Genomic DNA, 19,380 nt, shown 5'->3' on the forward strand with positions numbered 1-19,380 from the left:
CCGTGCAGCCTAGCGGGGCGGGTTGTCGTCCCCCACGCGGTCATCGGTCCGCGCGCTGCGCAACCGGGGCACCAGCGTCGCGGTGAGAACCGAGATCAGACCTGCCGCGACCAGCGGGACGACCACCTCGGTGGGCAGCATCGTCGCCCCGACCGCGCCGAACGCGATGAGCGAGACCCACGCGTAGATGACCAGCGCGACGCGCCGGTGGGAATGCCCCAGCGCGAGCAGTCGGTGGTGCAGGTGCATCTTGTCGGGCGCGAACGGGCTGCGGCCCGCGCCGACCCGACGCACCACGGCCATCACCAGATCGAGCATGGGCACGAACATCGCGGCCGCCACCACGATCACCGGCGAGAGCAGGACGATCATGTCCTGCGGCCCGTAGAGGCTCTGCGAGATCTTTCCGGACGCGCTGGTCGAGGCCGCCGCGAGGACCAGACCGATGAGCATCGACCCGGAATCACCCATGAAGATCCGCGCGGGTTGGAAGTTGTGGGGCAGGAACCCGAGGAGGGCCCCGGCGAGCACCGCCGTGACGAGCGCGGGTGGATAGGCACCGACCGTGCCGCCCTGGTCGATCATGATGCCCACGGAGAACACGCAGATCGCGGTCGCCGCGATCGCCCCGAGTCCGGCGGCGAGTCCGTCGAGTCCGTCCACGAAGTTCAACGCGTTGACGATCGTCAGCGTGAACACCACGGTGAGCAGTCCCGCCTGGAGTTGGTCGAGGACGAGGATGTTGCCGTCACCGAACGGGATGTACAGCAGGGTCCAGGACACCCCCATGGCCACCAGCACTCCGGCGGCGGCGGCCTGACCCGCGAGCTTGGTGACCGCTCCGAGTCCGAGGATGTCGTCGACGATCCCCACCAGCACGATCACACCGCCGGCGATGATGGTCGCCTCGACGTCGGGCGCGAAGGGCGGGAAGGCCCTGTTCAGGGCCGGGAGCTGGGCGGCGAGGTAGATGGCGACGAGCATCCCGGTGAAGATCCCCACCCCGCCGAGCCGGGGGGTGGGGACGCTGTGCACATCGCGCTCGCGCGGGTACGCGAGCCCACCGATGGCGGGCGCCACTCCCCTGACCAGCCCGGTGACGACGAAGGTGACCAGCCCGGCGGTGACCGCGATGAGCAGGAGCTCCCGGAACGGGATCCCGACGCCCACGGCTCAGCCGCGCAGGGCCGCGGGGTCGACGCCGAGGACCTCGCCGACGCGCTCTGCGGTCACCGCGCCCTCGCGCACGATGCGGGGACCGGGTCCGGTGAGGTCGACGATCGTGGAGGGCTGCCCGATTGCGCAGGGACCGCCGTCGAGATACACGGCCACCGAGTCGCCGAGCTGCTCGCGGGCCTGGGCGACTGTGGTCGCCGGCGGCTGCCCGGAGACGTTGGCGCTGGACACCGCGAGCGGACCGACGTCGCGGAGGAGCTCGATGGCCACGGGGTGCAGCGGCATACGGAGCATGACTGTGCCGCGGGTGTGGCCGAGGTCCCAGCCCAGGGACGGCGCCTGGTGGACGATGAGGCTGAGCCCGCCCGGCCAGAAGGCGCGGATGAGGTCGCGGGCGGCGGCCGGGGTGCTGACCACCAGCCCGTCGATGGTCTCCCACGAACCGACCAGGACCGGAACCGGCATGTCGCGGCCGCGGCGCTTGGCGGACAGCAGGAGCGTGACCGCGTCCGGGTCGAAGGCGTCGGCGGCGATGCCGTAGAGCGTGTCGGTGGGGGTCACGACCAGCCGGCCCGCGCGCAGGGCGCCGGCCGCGGAACTGAGGCCGACCTCGCGGCCGGTGTCCTCGGTGCAGTCGTAGGTGATGGTCACCGGGTGATCCCCTTCCGGGCGGTCGTGACGACCTCGTCGTCGTCGGGTTCGTTGTCGGCGGGTTCGTTGTCGGCGGGTTCGTTGTCGTCGGGTTCGTTGTCGGCTCTGCCCTCGCGAGCCGCGTCGAGTCGCGTCGCGGTGACGAACCGCGGACGGCCGGCGAGGTCGGTGTGCTGCTCCACGGTACCGAAGCCCCCCTGCGCGGACACGACCGCGGCGACCGCGGCGCCGGTGGTGTCGTCGTGCTCGACGGCGAGGTGCCCTCCCGGGGCGAGGAGCGCGGCGGCGACGTCGACGAGGGGGGTGACGACGACGAGGCCGTCCCGTCCCCCGAACAACGCGGTGGCCGGCTCGTGCGCGAGGACATCCGCGGGGAGGTCGTCGGTGACGGGGATGTACGGCGGGTTGGACACGACGGCCGTGACGCGTCCGTGCAGGTTCCCGAGCGCGTCGGGGTCGGTGGCATCGGCGTGGTGGACCTCGATCGGGGTGTCCCCCGCGGCGGCGCGCTCGTCCGCGTTGCGGCGCAGCCACTCCAGCGCGGCCTCGTGCAGTTCGACCGCGTGCACCCGGGCGTCGGGCCGGGCGTGGGCGATCTCCAACGCCAGGGTGCCGCTGCCCGCGCAGAGGTCCACCACGAGCGGGCCGGGGACGGAGCCCGGCGCGGGCAGGGCCGCGAGCGTCCACTCGACCAGCAGCTCGGTCTCCGGCCGCGGGATGAACACCCCCGGCCCCACGGCCAGCTCGAGCCGGCCGGAGACCGCGCGGCCGAGCAGGTACTGCAGCGGGGTGCGGTCGCGGACCCGGGCGGCGACGATCCGCTCGACCTCGCCCCTCGCGGCGGCGTCGAGGTCGTCGGCGAGCATGAGCCGGTGGCGTTCGATGCCGAGCACGTGGGCGCAGATGAGCTGCGCCTCGGCGTGTGCCGAGTCCACGCCCGCCGCGGCGAGCGTCTGCGCGGCCCGGCGCACGACCCCGGTCACGCGGCCCGGGTGGGGGTCCACGGCCTAGGCCTGTTCCATGCGGCGGCGTCGCTCCTCGGCCGCGAGGGCGTCGAGCACCGCGTCGAGGTCCCCGTCCAGAACGGCGTCGAGGTTGTGCGCCTTGAAACCCACCCGGTGGTCGGCGATCCGGTTCTCGGGGAAGTTGTACGTGCGGATGCGCTCCGAGCGGTCGACCGTGCGGACCTGGGTGGCCCTCCCCTCGGACGCCTCGGCGTTGGCGGCCTCCTCGGCGGCGGCCTGGAGCCGCGCGGCGAGGACCTGGAGCGCGCGCTGCTTGTTCTGCAACTGACTGCGCTCGTTCTGACACGTGACGACCGTGCCGGTCGGGAGGTGGGTGATCCGCACCGCCGAGTCGGTGGTGTTGACCCCCTGCCCGCCCTTACCCGACGAACGGTAGACGTCGATACGCAGATCGGACTCGTCGATCTCGACCGGCCCCACGTCCTCCGGCTCCGGGAAGACGAGCACGCCTGCGGCCGAGGTGTGGACCCGGCCCTGCGATTCGGTCACCGGCACTCTCTGTACCCGGTGCACCCCGCCCTCGAACTTGAGTCGCGACCACACGCCGTCCCGCGACGGCTGGCGGGCGCGGATGGAGAAGGAGGCGTCCTTGTAGCCGCCGAGGTCGGACTCGGTCAGACCGAGCACCTCGACGACCCACCCGTGCTTCTCCGCGTACCGCGTGTACATGCGGGCCAGGTCGGCGGCGAACAGCGCGGACTCCTCCCCCCCCTCCCCCGACTTGATCTCCATGACCACGTCGTCGGCGTCATGGGGGTCTCGGGGCGCGAGCAGGTCGGCCAGTCTCGTCTCGAGCTCGGCGGCCTCGGTCTCCAGCCGCTCGGCCTCGCGGGCGAACGAGGAGTCCTCGTCCGACAGTTCCCGCGCCGCGGCGGCGTCATCGCGCGTGGTCACCAGCGCGCGGTGACACTGCACGATCGGCGTGAGCTCGGCGAAACGCTTGCCCACCCGTCGAGCGGCGGAGGCGTCCTCGTGCAGGGCCGGGTCCGACAACTGCGCCTCGAGCCCGTCGTACTCGGCCAGGACGTCGTCGACGGAGGACGGCGATCGCCCCTCGGCCCCGCTCACTCCTCGTCCTGCGGCAGGGTGGGCGTCGTCTTGGCCACCTGCAGCAGGAACTCGTAGTTGGTGTTGGTCTTACGCAACTGCGACATGAGCAGGTCGATGGCCTGGTGCGAATCCAGACCCGAGAGCACCCGACGGAGCTTGTGCATGATGCCCGCCTCCTCGGGGCTCATGAGCAGCTCCTCCTTGCGGGTGCCGGACGGGCCCACGTCGACGGCGGGGAAGACGCGTCGCTCGGCGATCCGGCGGTCCAGCTTCAGCTCGGCGTTGCCGGTGCCCTTGAACTCCTCGAAGATCACCGTGTCACCGGCCGAGCCGGTCTCCACCATCGCCGTGGCGATGATCGTGAGCGACCCGCCGTTCTCGATGTTGCGCGCCGCACCCAGGAACCGCTTGGGCGGGTAGAGCGCCGTGGAGTCGACACCGCCCGAGAGGATGCGGCCGGAGGCGGCAGAGGAGTTGTTGTACGCGCGGCCGAGACGCGTGATCGAGTCGAGGAGGACGACGACGTCCTGCCCCATCTCCACCAGGCGCTTGGCCCGCTCGATCGCCAGTTCGGCGACCTGCGTGTGATCTGACGGCGGACGGTCGAAGGTCGACGCGATGACCTCGCCCTTCACCGACCGCTGCATGTCGGTGACCTCCTCCGGTCGCTCGTCGACGAGGACGACCATGAGGTGGCATTCCGGGTTGTTGATCGCGATCGCGTTGGCGATGTTCTGCAGGATCGTCGTCTTACCGGCCTTGGGCGGCGACACGATGAGCGCGCGCTGACCCTTACCGATCGGCATGATCAGGTCGATCACGCGGGTGGAGATGATGTTCTTCTCCGTCTCGAGCCGCAGCCGCTGATTGGGGTACAGCGGGGTCAGCTTGGAAAAGTCCGGTCGATTGCGGACCTGGTCGACCGGCCCACCGTTGACGGAGTCGATGCGGACCAGCGGGTTGAACTTCTGGCGGTTCTTGCCGCCCTGCCCGCCACCCTGGCCTCCGCCACCCTGGCCCTCGCTCTGGCCGTCGCGCGGCATCTTGACCGCGCCGGTGACGGCGTCACCGCGGCGCAGACCGTGCCGACGGATCATGTTCATGGACACGTAGACGTCGTTCGACCCGGCGAGGTAACCGGACGTGCGGACGAACGCGTAGTTGTCCAGCACGTCGAGGATGCCGGCGACCGGCTGGAGGACGTCGTCCTCCCGCACCTCGGTCTCGCCCTCGACCGGGCGTCCCCCACCACGATTGCGTTCGCGGCGGCGACGGCTGCGACGACCGCGGCCCCCGCCGTCGTCGTCACGGTTAGAACCGTCGTCGCGGGGACCGTTGTCCCCGCCCTGGTCGGACTGGTCGTTGCGGGCGCGACCCTGCTGGTCGCGGTTGCCCTGATCGTTGCGACCGCCACCCTGCTGGTCGCGGTTGCCCTGCTGGTCCCGGTTGCCACCCTGGTTGCCCTGGTCGTTGCGTCCGCCACCCTGTTGGTCGCGGTTACGTCCGCCCTGCTGGTCCCGGTTGCCGCCCTGGTTGTCCTGGTCGTTACGACCGCCACCCTGCTGGTCGCGGTGACGTCCGCCCTGCTGGTCCCGGTTCTGCTGATTGCGCCCCTGACGCTGCCCGCCACCGCGGTTTCCCTCGTCGCGCTTCCGGTCACCCTGACCGCGACCATCGTCCCGCGAGCGATCGTCGCCACCGGAGCGGCCGGAGTCGGAGTCGTCGGATCCACCCTGTGGGTTCTCGGCACCCCCGTCCGCCCGGGCGCCGCGGTCCCGCCTGCCGGACCGACCCTGCTGGGTGTCGGCATCGGCGTCGGGCCGTGCGAAGGGGTCATTCGAGGCGGCCTCGGACTCTGCTCTCCGGGGGTCGGCCTTCGGAGAGTCGGCCTTCGGGGCGGGCTCGGCCTTCGGGGCGGGCTCGTTCTTCGGGGCGGACTCGCGGGTCTGGGCGGGACGCCCGCCGCGGGCACCCTCGATCATCGCGACGAGGTCGCCCTTGCGCTTACCCGACAGGCCCTTGAGGCCCATCTGCTGTGCCAGCGACTTGAGATCGGTCAGGCGCATCGCAGACAGCGAGGCACCCTGTGCTGGCGTGGAAGTGGTGTCCGTCGAGGTCACGGGGATCCTTTCTGGGCCCGGGGCCGGGGCGGTGTACTCCGCCTCGCATCGAGCAGGTGTCCGGGAAGCGGACTCGGCGTCCCGGGGTGGCCGCTGGGGCCTTCCGTGGCGGCGACGTGGCCGGACACGGATCTTTCGTCTGAGGGGGATCTTCAAGAGGGGGAGAACCGCTCGATGATGAGGATCCCTGGTGCGCCACTCGCCGTTCGACCGCTCCCACCGAGGTCCGTCCGCGCGATACCGACCGACTGCGGAGGGTAGTGCGTGGAATGACTCGGGATGCTGGGACGACCGGGCGCCCGTGGCTGAGTGCAAGCATACTACCCGTCGGCCGATCGCGCGCAGCTCCCCCTCCCGCGAGTCCCGACTCCGGTCTCACTCCGCCGTCCGCGGGCGGTAACGTGAAGCCCACGGCAAGGGCCACTCGACCCCGGAGGTGACCGTGTTCGGAACGATGCTGGACACGCCACTGCTCGTGTCCCGGATCCTCGAGCACGCGGCGGAACGCCACGGCGGCTCCACTGTCACTGGGTTCGTCGGTGACATGGAACCCCGCCCGGTCAGGTACGACGTCGTGGCCTCACGTGCGGCCGCGACCGCGAACGCGCTCACCGACCTCGGGGTTCGGCCCGGTGATGTGGTGGGGATCCTCTCCGGCAGTCGTACCGAGGTCGTCGAGGCGATGTTCACCCTCCCCTCGATGGGCGCCGTGGCCCTCCCGGTGAACGTCCTCCGATCGGTGGAGTTCATGGTCTCCGTCCTGAGGGACAACCGGGTCGGAGTCGTCCTCGTGGACCCCGAACTGCTCCCCGCGGTCCTCCCGGTGGCCGCACAGGTCGAGTCGCTGCGCCACCTCGTCGTCGTCGACAGTCGGATACCCACCGACTGCGGTGACGTCGGCGCGGAGGTCCACGCCCTCGAGGCCCTCCTCGACGGCCAGCCCACCACCTACCCGTGGCCCGACCTCGACGAACGCTCCGCCGCCGCGATCGCCTACACCTCCGGCACCACGGGCGCCTCCAAGGGCGTGGCCTACACCCACAGGTCCATCTGGCTCCACTCGATGCAGATGTCCATGGCCGAGAGCGCCGCCCTGCGCAGTGGCGACACCGTCCTGACGACCGTCCCGATGTATCACGTCATGTCCTGGGGACTGCCGTACGCCGCCTTCATGACCGGCGCCGGCCTCATCACCGCCCGGCCCCGCCCGGGTCGGGTGATCAACACAGGGCATGACATGGCCGACCTCCTCCGCGAGTTCCGGCCGAACAAGATGGCCACCACGCCGGCGACCCTCCAACGACTCCTCCGGCGGCTGGAAACCCACCCGCAGCCGATCGGCCATCTCGGCGAGATCCTCGTCGGCGGCTCCCCCGTTCCCGAGGCCCTGTTCGACGCGTTCGTCGAGCGTCACGGGGTCACCATCATGCAGGCCTACGGACTCACCGAATCCAGCCCCATCGCGACGTTCGCCCGCCCCGACCCCCACTCCTCGGCGACCCGCCGACGCTCGCAGATCCTCGGGCAGGGACGGTTCCCCGCCGGGGTGAAGGCACGCATCGTCGACGGCGGCCGGGTCCAGCCCAGCGACGGGTGGTCCGTCGGCGAACTCCAGATCCGCGGCCCGTGGGTGACCGCCCGGTACCTCGGGAACGAGGCCTCCGACAGGTTCGTCGACGGCTGGCTACGTACCGGTGATGTCGCCAGCATCTCCCCCAAGGGCTACCTCGACGTGGTGGACCGGGTGGACGACATCATCGCCTCCGGCGGAGAACTGATCTCCACCATAGAACTGGAACACGCGGTGCTCCTCGACGACCGCGTGGCCGAGGTGGCCGTCGTGGGCGTACCCGACCAACGCTGGGGGAACCGCCCACTCGTCCTGGTCCAGCTCAAGACCGGTGCCACCGCGACGGCCCGCTCCCTCTGGGAGGGGCTGGACGGCATCATCGAGAACTGGAAACGCCCGGATCACTGGGCCTTCGTCGACAGCATCCCGCAGACCACGGTGGGCAAATTCGACAAGATCAGGATCCGGGCGAGCCATGCCGCCGGGGGGTACGAGGTCACGACGATCGCCCCGGCGGCGCCGGACTGAACCCCCGCGGCAGGGTGCGGGCCGGACGCAGTACCGGTCGGTCCGGCGACCGGTCGGTCCGGTGATCAGTCGGTCGGATGACCGGTCGGTCCGGTGATCAGTCGGCGGCCACGACCCGGGCACCGTCCGCGATCTGCAGGTCCAGCACCGTCCAGCCCTGATTCTCGGCGTCCGCACGCAGATCCGCCGGCAACCCGTCGGTTCCCAGCACCAGCACGGTCGGGCCGGCGCCGGAGACCGTCGCGGCGAGGCCCCTCTCGCGCAGTCGGGTCACCCACTCGGTGGTCGCGACCAGCGCGGGGGCCCGATAGGACTGGTGGAGCCGGTCCTCGGTCGCCGCCAGGAGGAACTCCGGGTGGGCCGCCAGCGCGACCGACATGAGCGCAGCACGACTGGCGTTGAAGGCCGCGTCCTCGTGCGGAACCGTGGCCGGGAGCAGACCGCGGGTCTGGGCGGTGGAGGACGTCTCCGACGGCACGAGCACGGTCGCGACGATCGAGGGATCGACCTCCATCCGGACCGCACGGTAGTGCACGCCGGTGGCGGAACGCTCCGTCCACGAGACCACGACCCCACCGAGGACACTGGCCGCGGCGTTGTCCGGGTGCCCCTCGAACTCGCTCGACAGCTGGACCAGGTGCTCGTCGGTCAACACGCCGCCCATCAGCCCGTTCGCGGCGACCAGTCCCCCGACCGCGGCGGAGGCCGACGACCCGAGACCCCGCGAGTGCGGGATGGCGTTCCGACACGAGATCCGGACGCCCGGCACCCCGACCCCGCCGGCGCGCAGGCCGGCCTCGACGGCCTTGGCGACCAGGTGCGAGGCATCCTCGGGCACCTGACCGGCGCCCTCGCCCGACACCTCCAGCTCGAGACCGGAGTCGATGGTGGTCACCGTGACCGAGTCGTACAGCCCCAGGGCGACTCCCAACGCGTCGAAACCGGGGCCGAGGTTCGCGCTGGACGCCGGAACCTCGATCGTGACGGTCCGACCGACCGGCAGGATGCGGCCACCCGAGCTACCGAAGACCTCCGGGCCGGGTCCGTTCACGTCGCTCACTCCAGGCCGAGCGCGCCGGCGACAGCCGACGGGTCCACGGGGATGGCCTCGACCTCGGGCATGCCGAGCAGCGCGGTGTCCGGGTCCTTCAGACCGTTGCCTGTCACGGTGCACACGATGGTCTGCCCCGCTTCGAGCTCGCCGCCGGCATGCGCGTCGAGCAGTCCGGCCACCGAGGCCGCGGAGGCAGGCTCGACGTAGACGGCGTCCTTGCCCGCGACGATCCGGTAGGCCTCGAGGATCTGCTCGTCGGTGCGCTTGCGGAACGTCCCACCGGACTCGTCGCGGGCGGTCACGGCGCCGTCCCACGACGCCGGGGCGCCGATCCGGATGGCGGTGGCGATGGTCTCGGGGTTCTTGACGGGGGCACCGTCGACCAGCGGCGCGGCGCCTGCGGCCTGCACGCCCATCATCCGTGGGCGCGCCGAGATGACGCCGTCGGCGTGATACTCGGTGTAGCCCTTCCAGTACGCGGTGATGTTGCCCGCGTTGCCCACCGGCAGGAAGTGCAGGTCGGGCGCGCGGCCGAGGACGTCCACGATCTCGAACGCCGCGGTCTTCTGACCCTCGATCCGGACCGGGTTGACCGAGTTGACCAGCCCGATCTCGGCATAGGTGGCGGTGGTCTTGCGAGCCAGCTCCAGGCAGTCGTCGAAGTTACCGTCGACCTGGATGATGGTCGCCCCGTGCATCACGGCCTGCGCGAGCTTGCCGGCGGCGATCTTGCCCTGCGGGATCAGCACCGCACAGCCCATCCCGGCACGCGTGGCGTACGCGGCGGCCGACGCGGACGTGTTGCCCGTGGAGGCGCAGAGCACGGCCTTCTGACCACGCGCCTTCGCGTCCGTCACGGCCATCGTCATACCGCGGTCCTTGAACGACCCGGTCGGGTTGAGGCCCTCGACCTTGAGGTACACCTCGCACCCGGTGACCTCGGAGAGGTACGTCGCGCGGATGAGCGGGGTGCCGCCCTCGTAGAGCGTCACCGGCTCCCAGTCGGAGCCGATCGGGAGACGATCGCGGTAGGCCTCGATGAGGCCGGGCCACCGGGTGTGCACGGGCTGGTGGGTGTTGCTCATTCGGTGTCCACTCCCTCGAGACGGATGACGCTGGTGATGGCCGTGACGGCGTCCTGGTCCGACAACGCGGCCACGGTGTCGGCGAGTGCGCGCTCGGACGCCCGGTGGGTCAGGACCGTGAGTTCTGCCGACGGCTCGACGTCGTCGAACCCGGTCTCCGGCACCTCGACCTCGGTCTGTCGGACCTGGGCGATCGAGACGCCGTGCCGCGAGAACTCGGCTGCGACCAGGGCGAGCACGCCGGGCTTGTCGGCGACCCGCATGCGGACGTGGTATCGCGTGGAGATCTCGTCCATCGACGCCACCGGCAGGGCCGCGTACGTGGACTCCCCCGGGGCGCGGCCGGCACCGACCTTGTTGCGGGCGGCGGCGACCATGTCGCCCAGGACCGCGGACGCGGTAGGGGCACCGCCCGCGCCCTGCCCGTAGAACATGAGCCGGCCGGCGGCCTCCGCCTCGACGACGACCGCGTTGAACGCGCCGTTCACCGTGGCCAGCGGATGACTGTTGGGCAGTAGCGCCGGGTACACGCGCGCGGAGACGGCCTCGGAGCCGTCGGACTGGGTCAGCTTCTCGCAGATCGCGAGCAGCTTGATCGTGCAGTCCATGTCGCGGGCGGACTCGAAGTCGTCCGGCGAGATCCGCGAGATGCCCTCGCGGTAGACGTCCCCGGCCGTCACGCGGCTGTGGAACGCGATCGAGGCGAGGATCGCGGCCTTCGCGGCGGCGTCGTAGCCCTCCACGTCCGCTGTCGGATCCGCCTCGGCGTATCCGAGACGGGAGGCCTCCGCCAGGGTCTCCGAATAGTCGGCGCCGGTCGACCCCATCTCCGACAGGATGTAGTTGGTGGTCCCGTTGACGATCCCCAGGACCCGCTCCACCTGGTCGCCGGCCATCGACCTGCGCAACGGTCCGATGACCGGGATCGCACCGGCCACCGCCGCCTCGAAGTACAGGTCGGTGTTCGTCGAGTCGGCCATCGCCGCGAGCTCGTCCGTGTACTCCGCCAGCAACGCCTTGTTGGCGGTGACCACGGACTTGCCGTGGCGCAGCGCCTCGAGCAGGAGGGGACGCGGGACGTCGATGCCCCCCATGAGTTCGACGACGACATCGACGTCGTCGCGGGTGACCAGTGATGACGGATCGGCGGTCAGCAGGTCCGGGTCGACCCCGCGGTCCTTGCCCAGGTCGCGGACCGCCACACCACGCAGGACGAGGGGCGCGCCGATGCGGGCCGCCAGTGCGTCGGCGTTCTCGGTCATGTAGCGGATGACCTCGGTGCCGACGGTGCCCATACCGAGCACCGCCACCCCCACGGGTCGCACGCCTGACGCGGTTGCGTCGCTCACTGTCCCACCTCCAGGCTCGTCAGATCGTCAAGGGTCTCACGACGTAGCACCAATCGTGCCCGCCCGTCGCGCACCGCCACGACGGCGGGTCGTCCGATCATGTTGTACCGACTCGACATCGAGTAGCAGTACGCACCCGTGGCCGCGACGGCCACGAGGTCGCCGGCTCCGGTGTCCTCCGGCATCCACAGGTCGCGAACCACCACGTCGCCGCTCTCACAGTGCTTACCCACGAGCCTCGCCACCACCGGGTCTGCGGCCGAGGATCGGCTAACGAGTCGAGCGTCGTAGACGGCGTCGTACAGGGCGGTGCGGATGTTGTCGCTCATCCCGCCGTCCACACTGATGTAACGACGGCTCTCCCCGCCCGCGAGCTGCACGTCCTTGACCACGCCCACCTCGTAGAGCGTGATCGTCCCCGGACCGGCGATCGCGCGACCGGGCTCGACCACCAGCGTCGGCGGATCGAGTCCCGCGTCCCTGGCGAACCCCTCGACGATCTCCCGCAGGGACGCCGCCAACTGGGACACCGGCGGCGGGTCATCCGAGGAGACGTAGCTGATGCCGAGGCCACCGCCCAGATCGAGGTGGTCGAGCTGGGCGGTCCGCTCGGTACCGAACTCGTCGACGATGTCGCGCAGGAGACCGATCACCCGTCGGGCCGCGAGCTCGAACCCGTCGATGTCGAAGATCTGCGACCCGATGTGGCTGTGCAGCCCGGTCAGCCGGATGTTCGGCGCATCGAACACCGCGCGCACGGCCTGCATCGCCGCGCCTCCCGCCAACGAGAAGCCGAACTTCTGGTCCTCGTGGGCGGTCGCGATGAACTCGTGGGTGTGTGCCTCGACGCCCACCGTGACCCGGATGAAGACGTCCTGTACGACGCCCTCCTCGCCGGCGATCCGATCGAGCAACCCGATCTCCGACATCGCGTCGATCACCACGTGGGCGACGCCGCTGCGCACGGCGAGTCGCAACTCGTCCGTCGACTTGTTGTTGCCGTGGACGGTGATCCGCTCCGGCGGGAACCCCGCCTTCAGCGCTATCGCGAGCTCGCCGCCCGAGGCGACATCCAGCCCCAGCCCTTCTTCGGCGACCCACCGAGCGGTCTCCATGCTCAGGAACGCCTTGGACGCGTAGTGGACCCGGTCCGCACCGCCGAACGCCTCCGCCATCTCGCGGCAGCGGGACCGGAAATCGTCCTCGTCGATGACGAATAGCGGAGTTCCGAAATCCGCGGCGAGATCGCTCGCGGTCACACCCGCGAACTCCACGACGCCGTCGTGGCGGCGTTCGGAGCCGCGCGGCCACACGGCCGGTGCCAGCGCCATGATGTCGTCCGCGTCAGCGGGTCGCTCGCCGATTCCCGGCGCGTGCGGGACCTCGTGGCGGGCCCCGGCGGGGTGGGCGCTCACATCTTCTCCGGCGCGGTGACGCCGATCAGGCGCAGACCGTTGGCGAGCGTCTGCCTGGTGGCAGAGCTCAGCGCGAGCCGGGCGGCGTGCAGGGGCCCCGGTTCCTCGTCACCCATCGGCAGGACCCGGCAGGTGTCGTAGAACCGGTGGTAGGCGGCGGCCAGTTCCTCGAGGTACCGCGCGACGCGGTGGGGCTCACGAAGGTCGGCCGCACTGGCGACGACCCGGGGGAACTCGCCGATGGTGCGGATGAGCGCACCCTCCCGGTCCTCGGTGAGCAGCGCGAGGTCCGCACCCTCGGTCGTGACCCCCAGATCTGCGGCGTTGCGCGCCAGGGAGCAGAGGCGGGCGTGGGCGTACTGCACGTAGAAGACGGGGTTGTCGTTGGTCGCGGACGTCCACAGCGCCAGGTCGATGTCCATCGTCTGGTCGACCGAGGACCTGATCAACGCATACCGCGCTGCGTCGACCCCGATCGCGTCGACGAGGTCGTCGAGCGTGATGACGGTCCCGGCCCGCTTGCTCATCTTGACCGGGGCCCCGTCCCGCACGAGGTTGACCATCTGCCCGATGAGGACCTCGATCGTCGCGGGGTCGTCGCTCAAGGCGGCCGCCGCCGCCTTGAGTCGGGCGATGTACCCGTGGTGGTCCGCACCCAGCATGTAGATGCACAGGTCGAAGCCACGCTCGCGCTTGTCGAGGAAATAGGCGATGTCGCCGGCGATATACGCCGCATCGCCATCGGACTTGAGCACGACGCGGTCCTTGTCGTCCCCGAAGTCGGTGGACCGGAGCCACCAGGCACCATCGGATTCATACAGGTTCCCGTTGCCCTTGAGCGTCTCGATCGCCCGGTCCACCGCGCCGGAGGTGAACATCGAGTTCTCGTGGGTGTAGACGTCGAAGACGGTCCCGAACTCGGCGAGCGAATTCTTGATGTGGGTGAACATCAGGTCCACGCCCGTGACACGGAACGTCTCCAGGGCCTCTGCATCCGGCTTCTCGAGCACGTCCGGGTGCTCGGCGAGCACGGTCGACGCGATGTCCTGGATATACGCACCGGCGTACCCGTCCTCGGGGGTCGCCTCCCCACGGGCGGCCGCCGCCAGCGACCGGCTGAACCGATCGATCTGGGCGCCGTGGTCGTTGAAGTAGTACTCACGTGTGACCGCTGCACCCGAGGCTTCGAGCACACGGCCCAGTGCGTCACCGACCGCGGCCCAACGGGTCCCGCCGAGGTGGATGGGCCCGGTGGGGTTGGCCGACACGAACTCCAGGTTCACCCGACGCCCGGCCATGGCGTCACCGTTGCCGTACTCCTCGCCCTTGTCGAGCACGGTCGCGACGAGCGAGCCCTGCGCTCCCGAGTCGAGACGGATGTTGAGGAACCCCGGTCCGGCGATCTCGGCCGACGCGACGCCCGGGTCCTGTACCAACGCGGTCGCGAGGTCCTGCGCCAGATCCCGGGGCGCCGATCCGACCTTCTTCGCCAACTGGAGGGCGACATTCGTCGCGTAGTCCCCGTGTTCGGGGTTGCGGGGCCGCTCGACCGTCACCGTCTCCGGAACGACCGACGTGTCGGCCCCGCGCTCGGCGAGAACGGAGATGAGGGCTGCGCGGATAACGGCGGCGAGATCGGCGGGAGTCACGTCTTCGTATCCTAGGTGTCGGCACGTCGCGGCGGGAATCGGCCGTCCGGCCGACCTCCCCGCCCACACCCCGGCGGGCCCGATGCGGCCCCATCCGAATGCCGGTGCTACGATCAGTCTCGCTGTTCGAGCGGCACCCCGGTCACGGGACGCCGCCCGGAGCGGCCTCCGGCCCGTGAGGGTCGGTATCCCGCCCTCGTAGCTCAGGGGATAGAGCGTTGGTTTCCGGTACCAAAGGTCAGGGGTTCGATTCCCTTCGGGGGCACAGGTGAGACGAGTGAGGGGCCCGGGCGAAAGCCCGGGCCCCTCACTCGTCTCACGCGGAACTCGTCAGCTCGGACGGGTTATTCCGTCCACCTCTTCGATTCGGTCGACGACCCGCTCGTAGATGTCGGTCAGGGTCTGCACCTCGTGCTCACTGAGCACGTCGATGAACAACTCGCGGACCTTCTCCACATGCTTGGGCGCCACCGAGGCGATGGCCTGTGCGCCCGCCTCCGTGAGGGTGACCACGGTCCCGCGTCCGTCCTCGGCGCACTCCCCCTTGGCGACGAGGCCGCGGCCCTCCATTCGCCTGACCTGGTGAGATACCCGGCTGCGGTCCCAGCCGAGAGCCGCGCCCAGTTCGCGCGCCCGGAGTCCCCGGTTATCGGCCTCGCTGAGGCTCACCAACACGGAGTAGTCGGACTGAGACATCGACGCGTCCCGCTGTAGCTGGCGCTCCATCGCGAGCTCGAGCAGTTGGTTGACCTCTCGATACCGCCGCCACATGCGCTGCTCATCGTCACTCAACCAGCGTGTCTCTGTCATGGGGCTATTACAGCACGACCATCCCCTGCACTCGTCCTGCCCTACCGCCCGAACGGGCCCGGTGTGGTCGACAGCGTCTACTCCCGTTCCGCGCCGGACCGCTGCATGACGTGGGTGTGGGCGCCCCCGATGCCGGCGAACCGTGCACGGTCGCAGGTCAGGACGATCACCTGGGAGGTCGCGGCGGCGGCGGCGATGACGGCTCCCATCGTGAGGCGGCGGGACGGATCCGTGTACCCCATTGTGTCGTCCAGGAACACCGGGACGCCGTCGTCACCCACCAACCGCGCACAGGCGATCCGGACGATGACCGCCAGCTGCTCTCGCGCCCCTCCGGACAGGGACTCGTAGTCGACGGAGACGTTCCCGATCCTCCTTGACAGGATCGTCAGGTCCTCCCCTAGACGGACGTCGAAGTCCCGTCCGTACACGAGGGTGCCCAGTTCGACCACCGCACGGTGGAACGGCGCCTGGTAGGCGAGCAGGGCCTCCGCGCGCCGGGCGGTGAGGGTGCGGTGGAGCAGATCGGCTGCACGGGCGCGGCGCCACAGCGCGGAGTTCTCCCTCGCCGCGGACTCGAGCTCGCGTTCCGCGGCGGCGACGCCCTCGAGGCGCCCCTGATCACCGATCGCGTTGACCCTGCCCAGGGACGTGGCGACCGCTGCCGCGGAATCGCGTTCCTCGGCGGCGAGTGAGGCGAGTGAGGCCCGGGCGTTGTCCAGCAGTCCCGGTGGGGCGTCGGCGAGCGCATCCTCCAGTCTGGCCTTCGCCTGCCGTGCCTTCTCGCGGGCGGCCTCCGCACGGAGGCGTGTCTCCTCCCCCGCCTCCTCCAAGCGGCGATCGGCGACGTCCTCGCGCGCGGCCGCCAACGCCGCGCTGCATTCGCTGTGGCGACGAGCCGCCTCGTCCACCAGTGCGGTACGGGTCGAATGCTCGGTGCGCAGCGTCTCGGCTTCGGCCGAGGCGGCCCGGTCCTCCGCGCGGCAACGGCTGAGCTCGCCCTCCGCGGCCGCGGCCTCGGCCACCGGATCGTCCGACGTCTCGACGTCCGTCCGGCCCGCCCGGTCATCCGTGGACCCGCCGGTCGCCGACGGACCGGAGAGGACGAGGGAACTCAGTTCCTCCCGCCTCGCCGCGAGGTCCTCGGAGGAATCCCCACCGAGGAGATCCGTCCGCCGGCGACGCAGGGCCGCGATCTCCGCGCGGAGCGCCTCCGCACGGCGGGCGCGTCCCTCCGCCTCCGTCGGGGACTCCACGCCGAGATCGGCGAGGAGACCCTCCAACCGGGCGCGGGCGACCTGCTCGTCACGTCGCACCGCGTCGGTGTCACCCGCGGGCACGACGGTCAACGTCACCGTGCCGATCTCGAAGACGGTGTCCTCGACGATGTCCCGCGTCCACCCCGCGGACGCATCGAGGGCGTCCCCACCCACACGGACGTCTCCCTCTCCGCCGATCTCGACCCGGGGCGCGCTCGCGGCGGACCGGACGACGGCCTCCCGCAACATCTCGTCCGCGCGGCGGAGAGCGTCGACGTCATCATCGGCGATCTCCACCTCTGCGAGTTCCGCCTTCGTGCGGCGGAGCTCGTCGCCCACCTCCGCCAGGTTCTCGAGCAACCGGTCCAGGTGCTCGAGATCCGCGCGCCTGCGCTCGTCCTCCTCGACCGCGCGTACGGCGTCGAGCCGCGTCCTAGCCCGGGTGACCCGCTCCTCCGCGGCCTCCAGCTCGGCCCGGGCCCGCCGAGCCCGTTCCTGGGCCGGGTCGAGTCTCCCGGCGGCCACCGCCGCAGTCGACCGCAGCTCGGATTCCCTCCGGTGCTCCGTGGCCACCCTGTCGACGAGCTCGCGGCGTTCCCGGAGCTCACGCACAGCGGCATCGTGTGCCGCCACCGCGCGGTCCACCTCGGCATCCGCGGACGCGCATGCTCCGCGGAGATCCGCCACGGCACGACCGGCGGCCTCGAGGCGCGCCACCTCCGCCTCGAGTGTCGCCAGCGATTCGAGCCGGGCGCGGTGGACGGCGGACCGGGCCTCGTGGTCCGCCACCGCGGAGTCGAGCTCCGCGTGCCGGGCCCGTGCCTCGGACAGCGCGGCCTCGGCCTCGGCCAGTCTGGACTCCGACCGTGCGAGGTCACCGGTGGGCTCGCCCCGCCGTGCCGTCAGATATCTGTTGCGTTCCTCGGCCACGCGTTCGACCAGCGAGTCGTCTCCGGTCGGATCCTCGCCGCCTGCGGCGGTGTCGAGCGCACGGCGGAGGGAGTCCATCCCTTTGGCCGCATCGACCTGCCCCACCGGTTCGTCCTGGGCGATCCGCAGGGCCCGCCACAACGAGCGGTCGACCTGGCGGTCCAGGAGGTCACGTACATAGTCGTGTGCGTCGTCCCCCGACATCGCGGTGCGCGCCGAGTCGGGGAACTCGAGGGACGTCCGTTTCCCGCGGACGAACTCCTTCCGGTACCGCATCCGCTCCCCGTCGACGGTGAAGTCTGCCTCCACGATCACGGGAACGTCCCTGCCGACCGGGCTAGCGGCCTTGATCTCGGCGCGGCCGGACGACGCCTTGTGCTCGAGGAGCATCTCCAACGCGTCCATCAGGCTGGTCTTGCCCGACTCGTTGGGGCCCTCGATCACGAGCACGCCCCGCGGCGGTAGGTCCACCTCCTCTCGCACCACCCCGCGGAAGTCCTCGAGCATCAGTCGGTGCAGGATCATCTCGTTCCCCCGTCCACGAGCCGGTACAGGAGACTGAGCGCGTGCCCGGCGTCCTCGGCATCGGTGCCGCCGGCGCCGGCCAGGGCGACCAGATCCGCCACCGCCCGACCGGCGTACCCGTCCACGAGGTCGGTGAAGTCGGAATCCTCGGCGCGCACGACGAGATGGGTACGCGACTGACGCAGATAGGCGGAGGCGAACAGCGCGTCCCAGGTCTCCAGGAGCGCGTCGATCCTCGCGCGCAGGGCCACCCCGACGGTGCCGGTCAGCCCGAGCTTGAGCACGGTGCGGGACTTGTCCTGCACGGCCTCGATCCGCTCGGCGAGGGAGTCGAGGTCCCCGTCCGTCTCGATCTGGGCGTCCAGCGCCAGGAAGGTCCAGCGTCCCGTCCGCAACGGCGTGACGTGGCAGGGGCCCCTGTCTCCCGATGGTGCCCGCCGTCCGAGTTCGACGAGGAGTACGTGGCCGGAGTCCGTCTCCACGTCGTCGTAATCCGTGGTCTCGGGGCTGCCCGAGAACCAGATCCGGTCGCCGGAGCCCACCCGGGTCACCGAATGCCGGTCCCCCAACGCCACGTAGTCCAGGTGCCCGGCCCCGATCGCCTCCTCCAGTGACGCCACCGGGATCGCCTCCACCGTCGGGGAGTGTCCGCCGTAGACCTCGTCGGTGCCCCCGTGCGCGACGAGGACGCGCACGCCGTCCGTGGGGTCGAGCGACGCGAGCAGCGCCGGCAGGCGTGAGGGGTCCGGGCGCTTGGAGGTCCACGGGACGCCGACCACCTCCACCCCTGGCACGACCTCCACCGGACCGGAGCCGTCGAGGACGACGACCGCTCCGCTCTCGAGTGCCGGGGAGAAGTCCCTGCACCGGAACACCGACGACACGTCCAGCGGATCGTGGTTCCCGGGCAACACCAGCACCGGAACCGGGAATGCGGACAACGCCTCCTCCGCGCGGAGGACGACCGAACGGGGCACGGCGTTGTCCTCGAAGACGTCACCTGCGACGACCACGAACTGCGCGCCGTGGTCCGCGGCCAGGGCGCCGAGCGCCTCCACGGCCGCGAGTCTGTCGGCCGTGAAGACGGCCTGCGATTCGTCGCCGAGGAACCGCCGGGTCATCCCGAGTTGCCAGTCGGCCGAGTGGAGGAATCGGATGGTGTCCCCGTCCCGTGGGTTGGTCAT

At 70.8% G+C, this 19,380-nt stretch carries 14 protein-coding genes and 1 tRNA gene; 2 read left to right on the forward strand and 13 right to left on the reverse strand.

Annotated elements, in window-relative coordinates; genetic code table 11:
* Window positions 1-9: 9 nt before the first annotated feature.
* Genes L8M95_RS02775 through rho form a run of 5 tightly spaced genes read right to left on the reverse strand, consistent with a single transcriptional unit; the run spans window position 10 to window position 5,968 of the window.
* Window positions 10-1,170: a glycosyltransferase family 4 protein gene (locus L8M95_RS02775; RefSeq protein WP_260487812.1), complete on the reverse strand. Its 1,161-nt coding sequence runs from the start codon at window positions 1,168-1,170 to the stop codon at window positions 10-12.
* A gap of 3 nt (window positions 1,171-1,173) precedes the next feature.
* Window positions 1,174-1,827 carry an L-threonylcarbamoyladenylate synthase gene (locus L8M95_RS02780; RefSeq protein ID WP_260487813.1) on the reverse strand — a complete coding sequence of 218 codons (654 nt, stop codon included), beginning with the start codon at window positions 1,825-1,827 and terminating at the stop codon, window positions 1,174-1,176.
* Window positions 1,824-2,831 (reverse strand): peptide chain release factor N(5)-glutamine methyltransferase, encoded by a 1,008-nt coding sequence (gene prmC / locus L8M95_RS02785; protein ID WP_260487814.1) that lies wholly within the window; start codon window positions 2,829-2,831, stop codon window positions 1,824-1,826. Before prmC ends, L8M95_RS02780 begins: the two co-directional genes overlap by 4 nt.
* Window positions 2,832-2,834: 3 nt before the next feature.
* A complete protein-coding gene (gene prfA, locus L8M95_RS02790; protein ID WP_260487815.1) occupies window positions 2,835-3,920 on the reverse strand; it encodes a peptide chain release factor 1 in 1,086 nt (361 codons plus the stop codon).
* Window positions 3,917-5,968 (reverse strand): transcription termination factor Rho, encoded by a 2,052-nt coding sequence (gene rho, locus L8M95_RS02795; protein ID WP_396119330.1) that lies wholly within the window; start codon window positions 5,966-5,968, stop codon window positions 3,917-3,919. The genes prfA and rho overlap by 4 nt, the downstream gene beginning before the upstream one ends.
* Before the next feature lie 490 nt (window positions 5,969-6,458).
* On the opposite strand from rho, the gene L8M95_RS02800 reads away from it, so the two are divergent.
* Window positions 6,459-8,120: an AMP-binding protein gene (locus tag L8M95_RS02800; protein WP_260487817.1), complete on the forward strand. Its 1,662-nt coding sequence runs from the start codon at window positions 6,459-6,461 to the stop codon at window positions 8,118-8,120.
* 97 nt (window positions 8,121-8,217) lie between these two features.
* Here the strand turns inward: L8M95_RS02800 and thrB are convergent, their stop codons facing one another.
* From thrB to argS, 5 genes are read right to left on the reverse strand one after another with little or no spacing between them, the layout of a single operon-like run.
* Window positions 8,218-9,180: a homoserine kinase gene (gene thrB, locus L8M95_RS02805; protein WP_260487818.1), complete on the reverse strand. Its 963-nt coding sequence runs from the start codon at window positions 9,178-9,180 to the stop codon at window positions 8,218-8,220.
* The gene (thrC, locus tag L8M95_RS02810) at window positions 9,177-10,259 is read right to left on the reverse strand and encodes a threonine synthase (RefSeq protein WP_260487819.1); all 1,083 of its coding nucleotides are present in this window, start codon (window positions 10,257-10,259) and stop codon (window positions 9,177-9,179) included. The genes thrB and thrC overlap by 4 nt, the downstream gene beginning before the upstream one ends.
* Window positions 10,256-11,608, reverse strand: coding sequence for a homoserine dehydrogenase (locus L8M95_RS02815; protein WP_260487820.1), 1,353 nt, complete (start codon window positions 11,606-11,608; stop codon window positions 10,256-10,258). Before L8M95_RS02815 ends, thrC begins: the two co-directional genes overlap by 4 nt.
* On the reverse strand, window positions 11,605-13,023 hold the full coding sequence (gene lysA / locus L8M95_RS02820; RefSeq protein WP_260487821.1) for a diaminopimelate decarboxylase: 1,419 nt from the start codon (window positions 13,021-13,023) through the stop codon (window positions 11,605-11,607). The genes L8M95_RS02815 and lysA overlap by 4 nt, the downstream gene beginning before the upstream one ends.
* Window positions 13,020-14,672, reverse strand: a complete 1,653-nt coding sequence (argS, locus tag L8M95_RS02825) for an arginine--tRNA ligase (RefSeq protein ID WP_260487822.1) — start codon at window positions 14,670-14,672, stop codon at window positions 13,020-13,022. The genes lysA and argS overlap by 4 nt, the downstream gene beginning before the upstream one ends.
* 192 nt (window positions 14,673-14,864) lie before the next feature.
* Here argS and L8M95_RS02830 point away from each other — a divergent pair.
* Window positions 14,865-14,937: transfer RNA gene (locus tag L8M95_RS02830), tRNA-Arg, on the forward strand.
* Window positions 14,938-15,002: 65 nt separating this feature from the next.
* Here the strand turns inward: L8M95_RS02830 and L8M95_RS02835 are convergent.
* From L8M95_RS02835 to L8M95_RS02845, 3 genes are all read right to left on the reverse strand, one after another.
* Complete coding sequence (locus L8M95_RS02835; RefSeq protein WP_260487823.1) at window positions 15,003-15,482, reverse strand: MarR family winged helix-turn-helix transcriptional regulator; 480 nt, start codon at window positions 15,480-15,482, stop codon at window positions 15,003-15,005.
* Between the two features lie 77 nt (window positions 15,483-15,559).
* Window positions 15,560-18,196 carry an AAA family ATPase gene (locus L8M95_RS02840; RefSeq protein WP_260487824.1) on the reverse strand — a complete coding sequence of 879 codons (2,637 nt, stop codon included), beginning with the start codon at window positions 18,194-18,196 and terminating at the stop codon, window positions 15,560-15,562.
* Complete coding sequence (locus L8M95_RS02845; RefSeq protein ID WP_260487825.1) at window positions 18,193-19,380, reverse strand: metallophosphoesterase; 1,188 nt, start codon at window positions 19,378-19,380, stop codon at window positions 18,193-18,195. The genes L8M95_RS02840 and L8M95_RS02845 overlap by 4 nt, the downstream gene beginning before the upstream one ends.

Source organism: Dietzia sp. B32 (genome assembly GCF_024732245.1).
In the GTDB taxonomy this organism is placed as follows: Bacteria; Actinomycetota; Actinomycetes; order Mycobacteriales; family Mycobacteriaceae; genus Dietzia.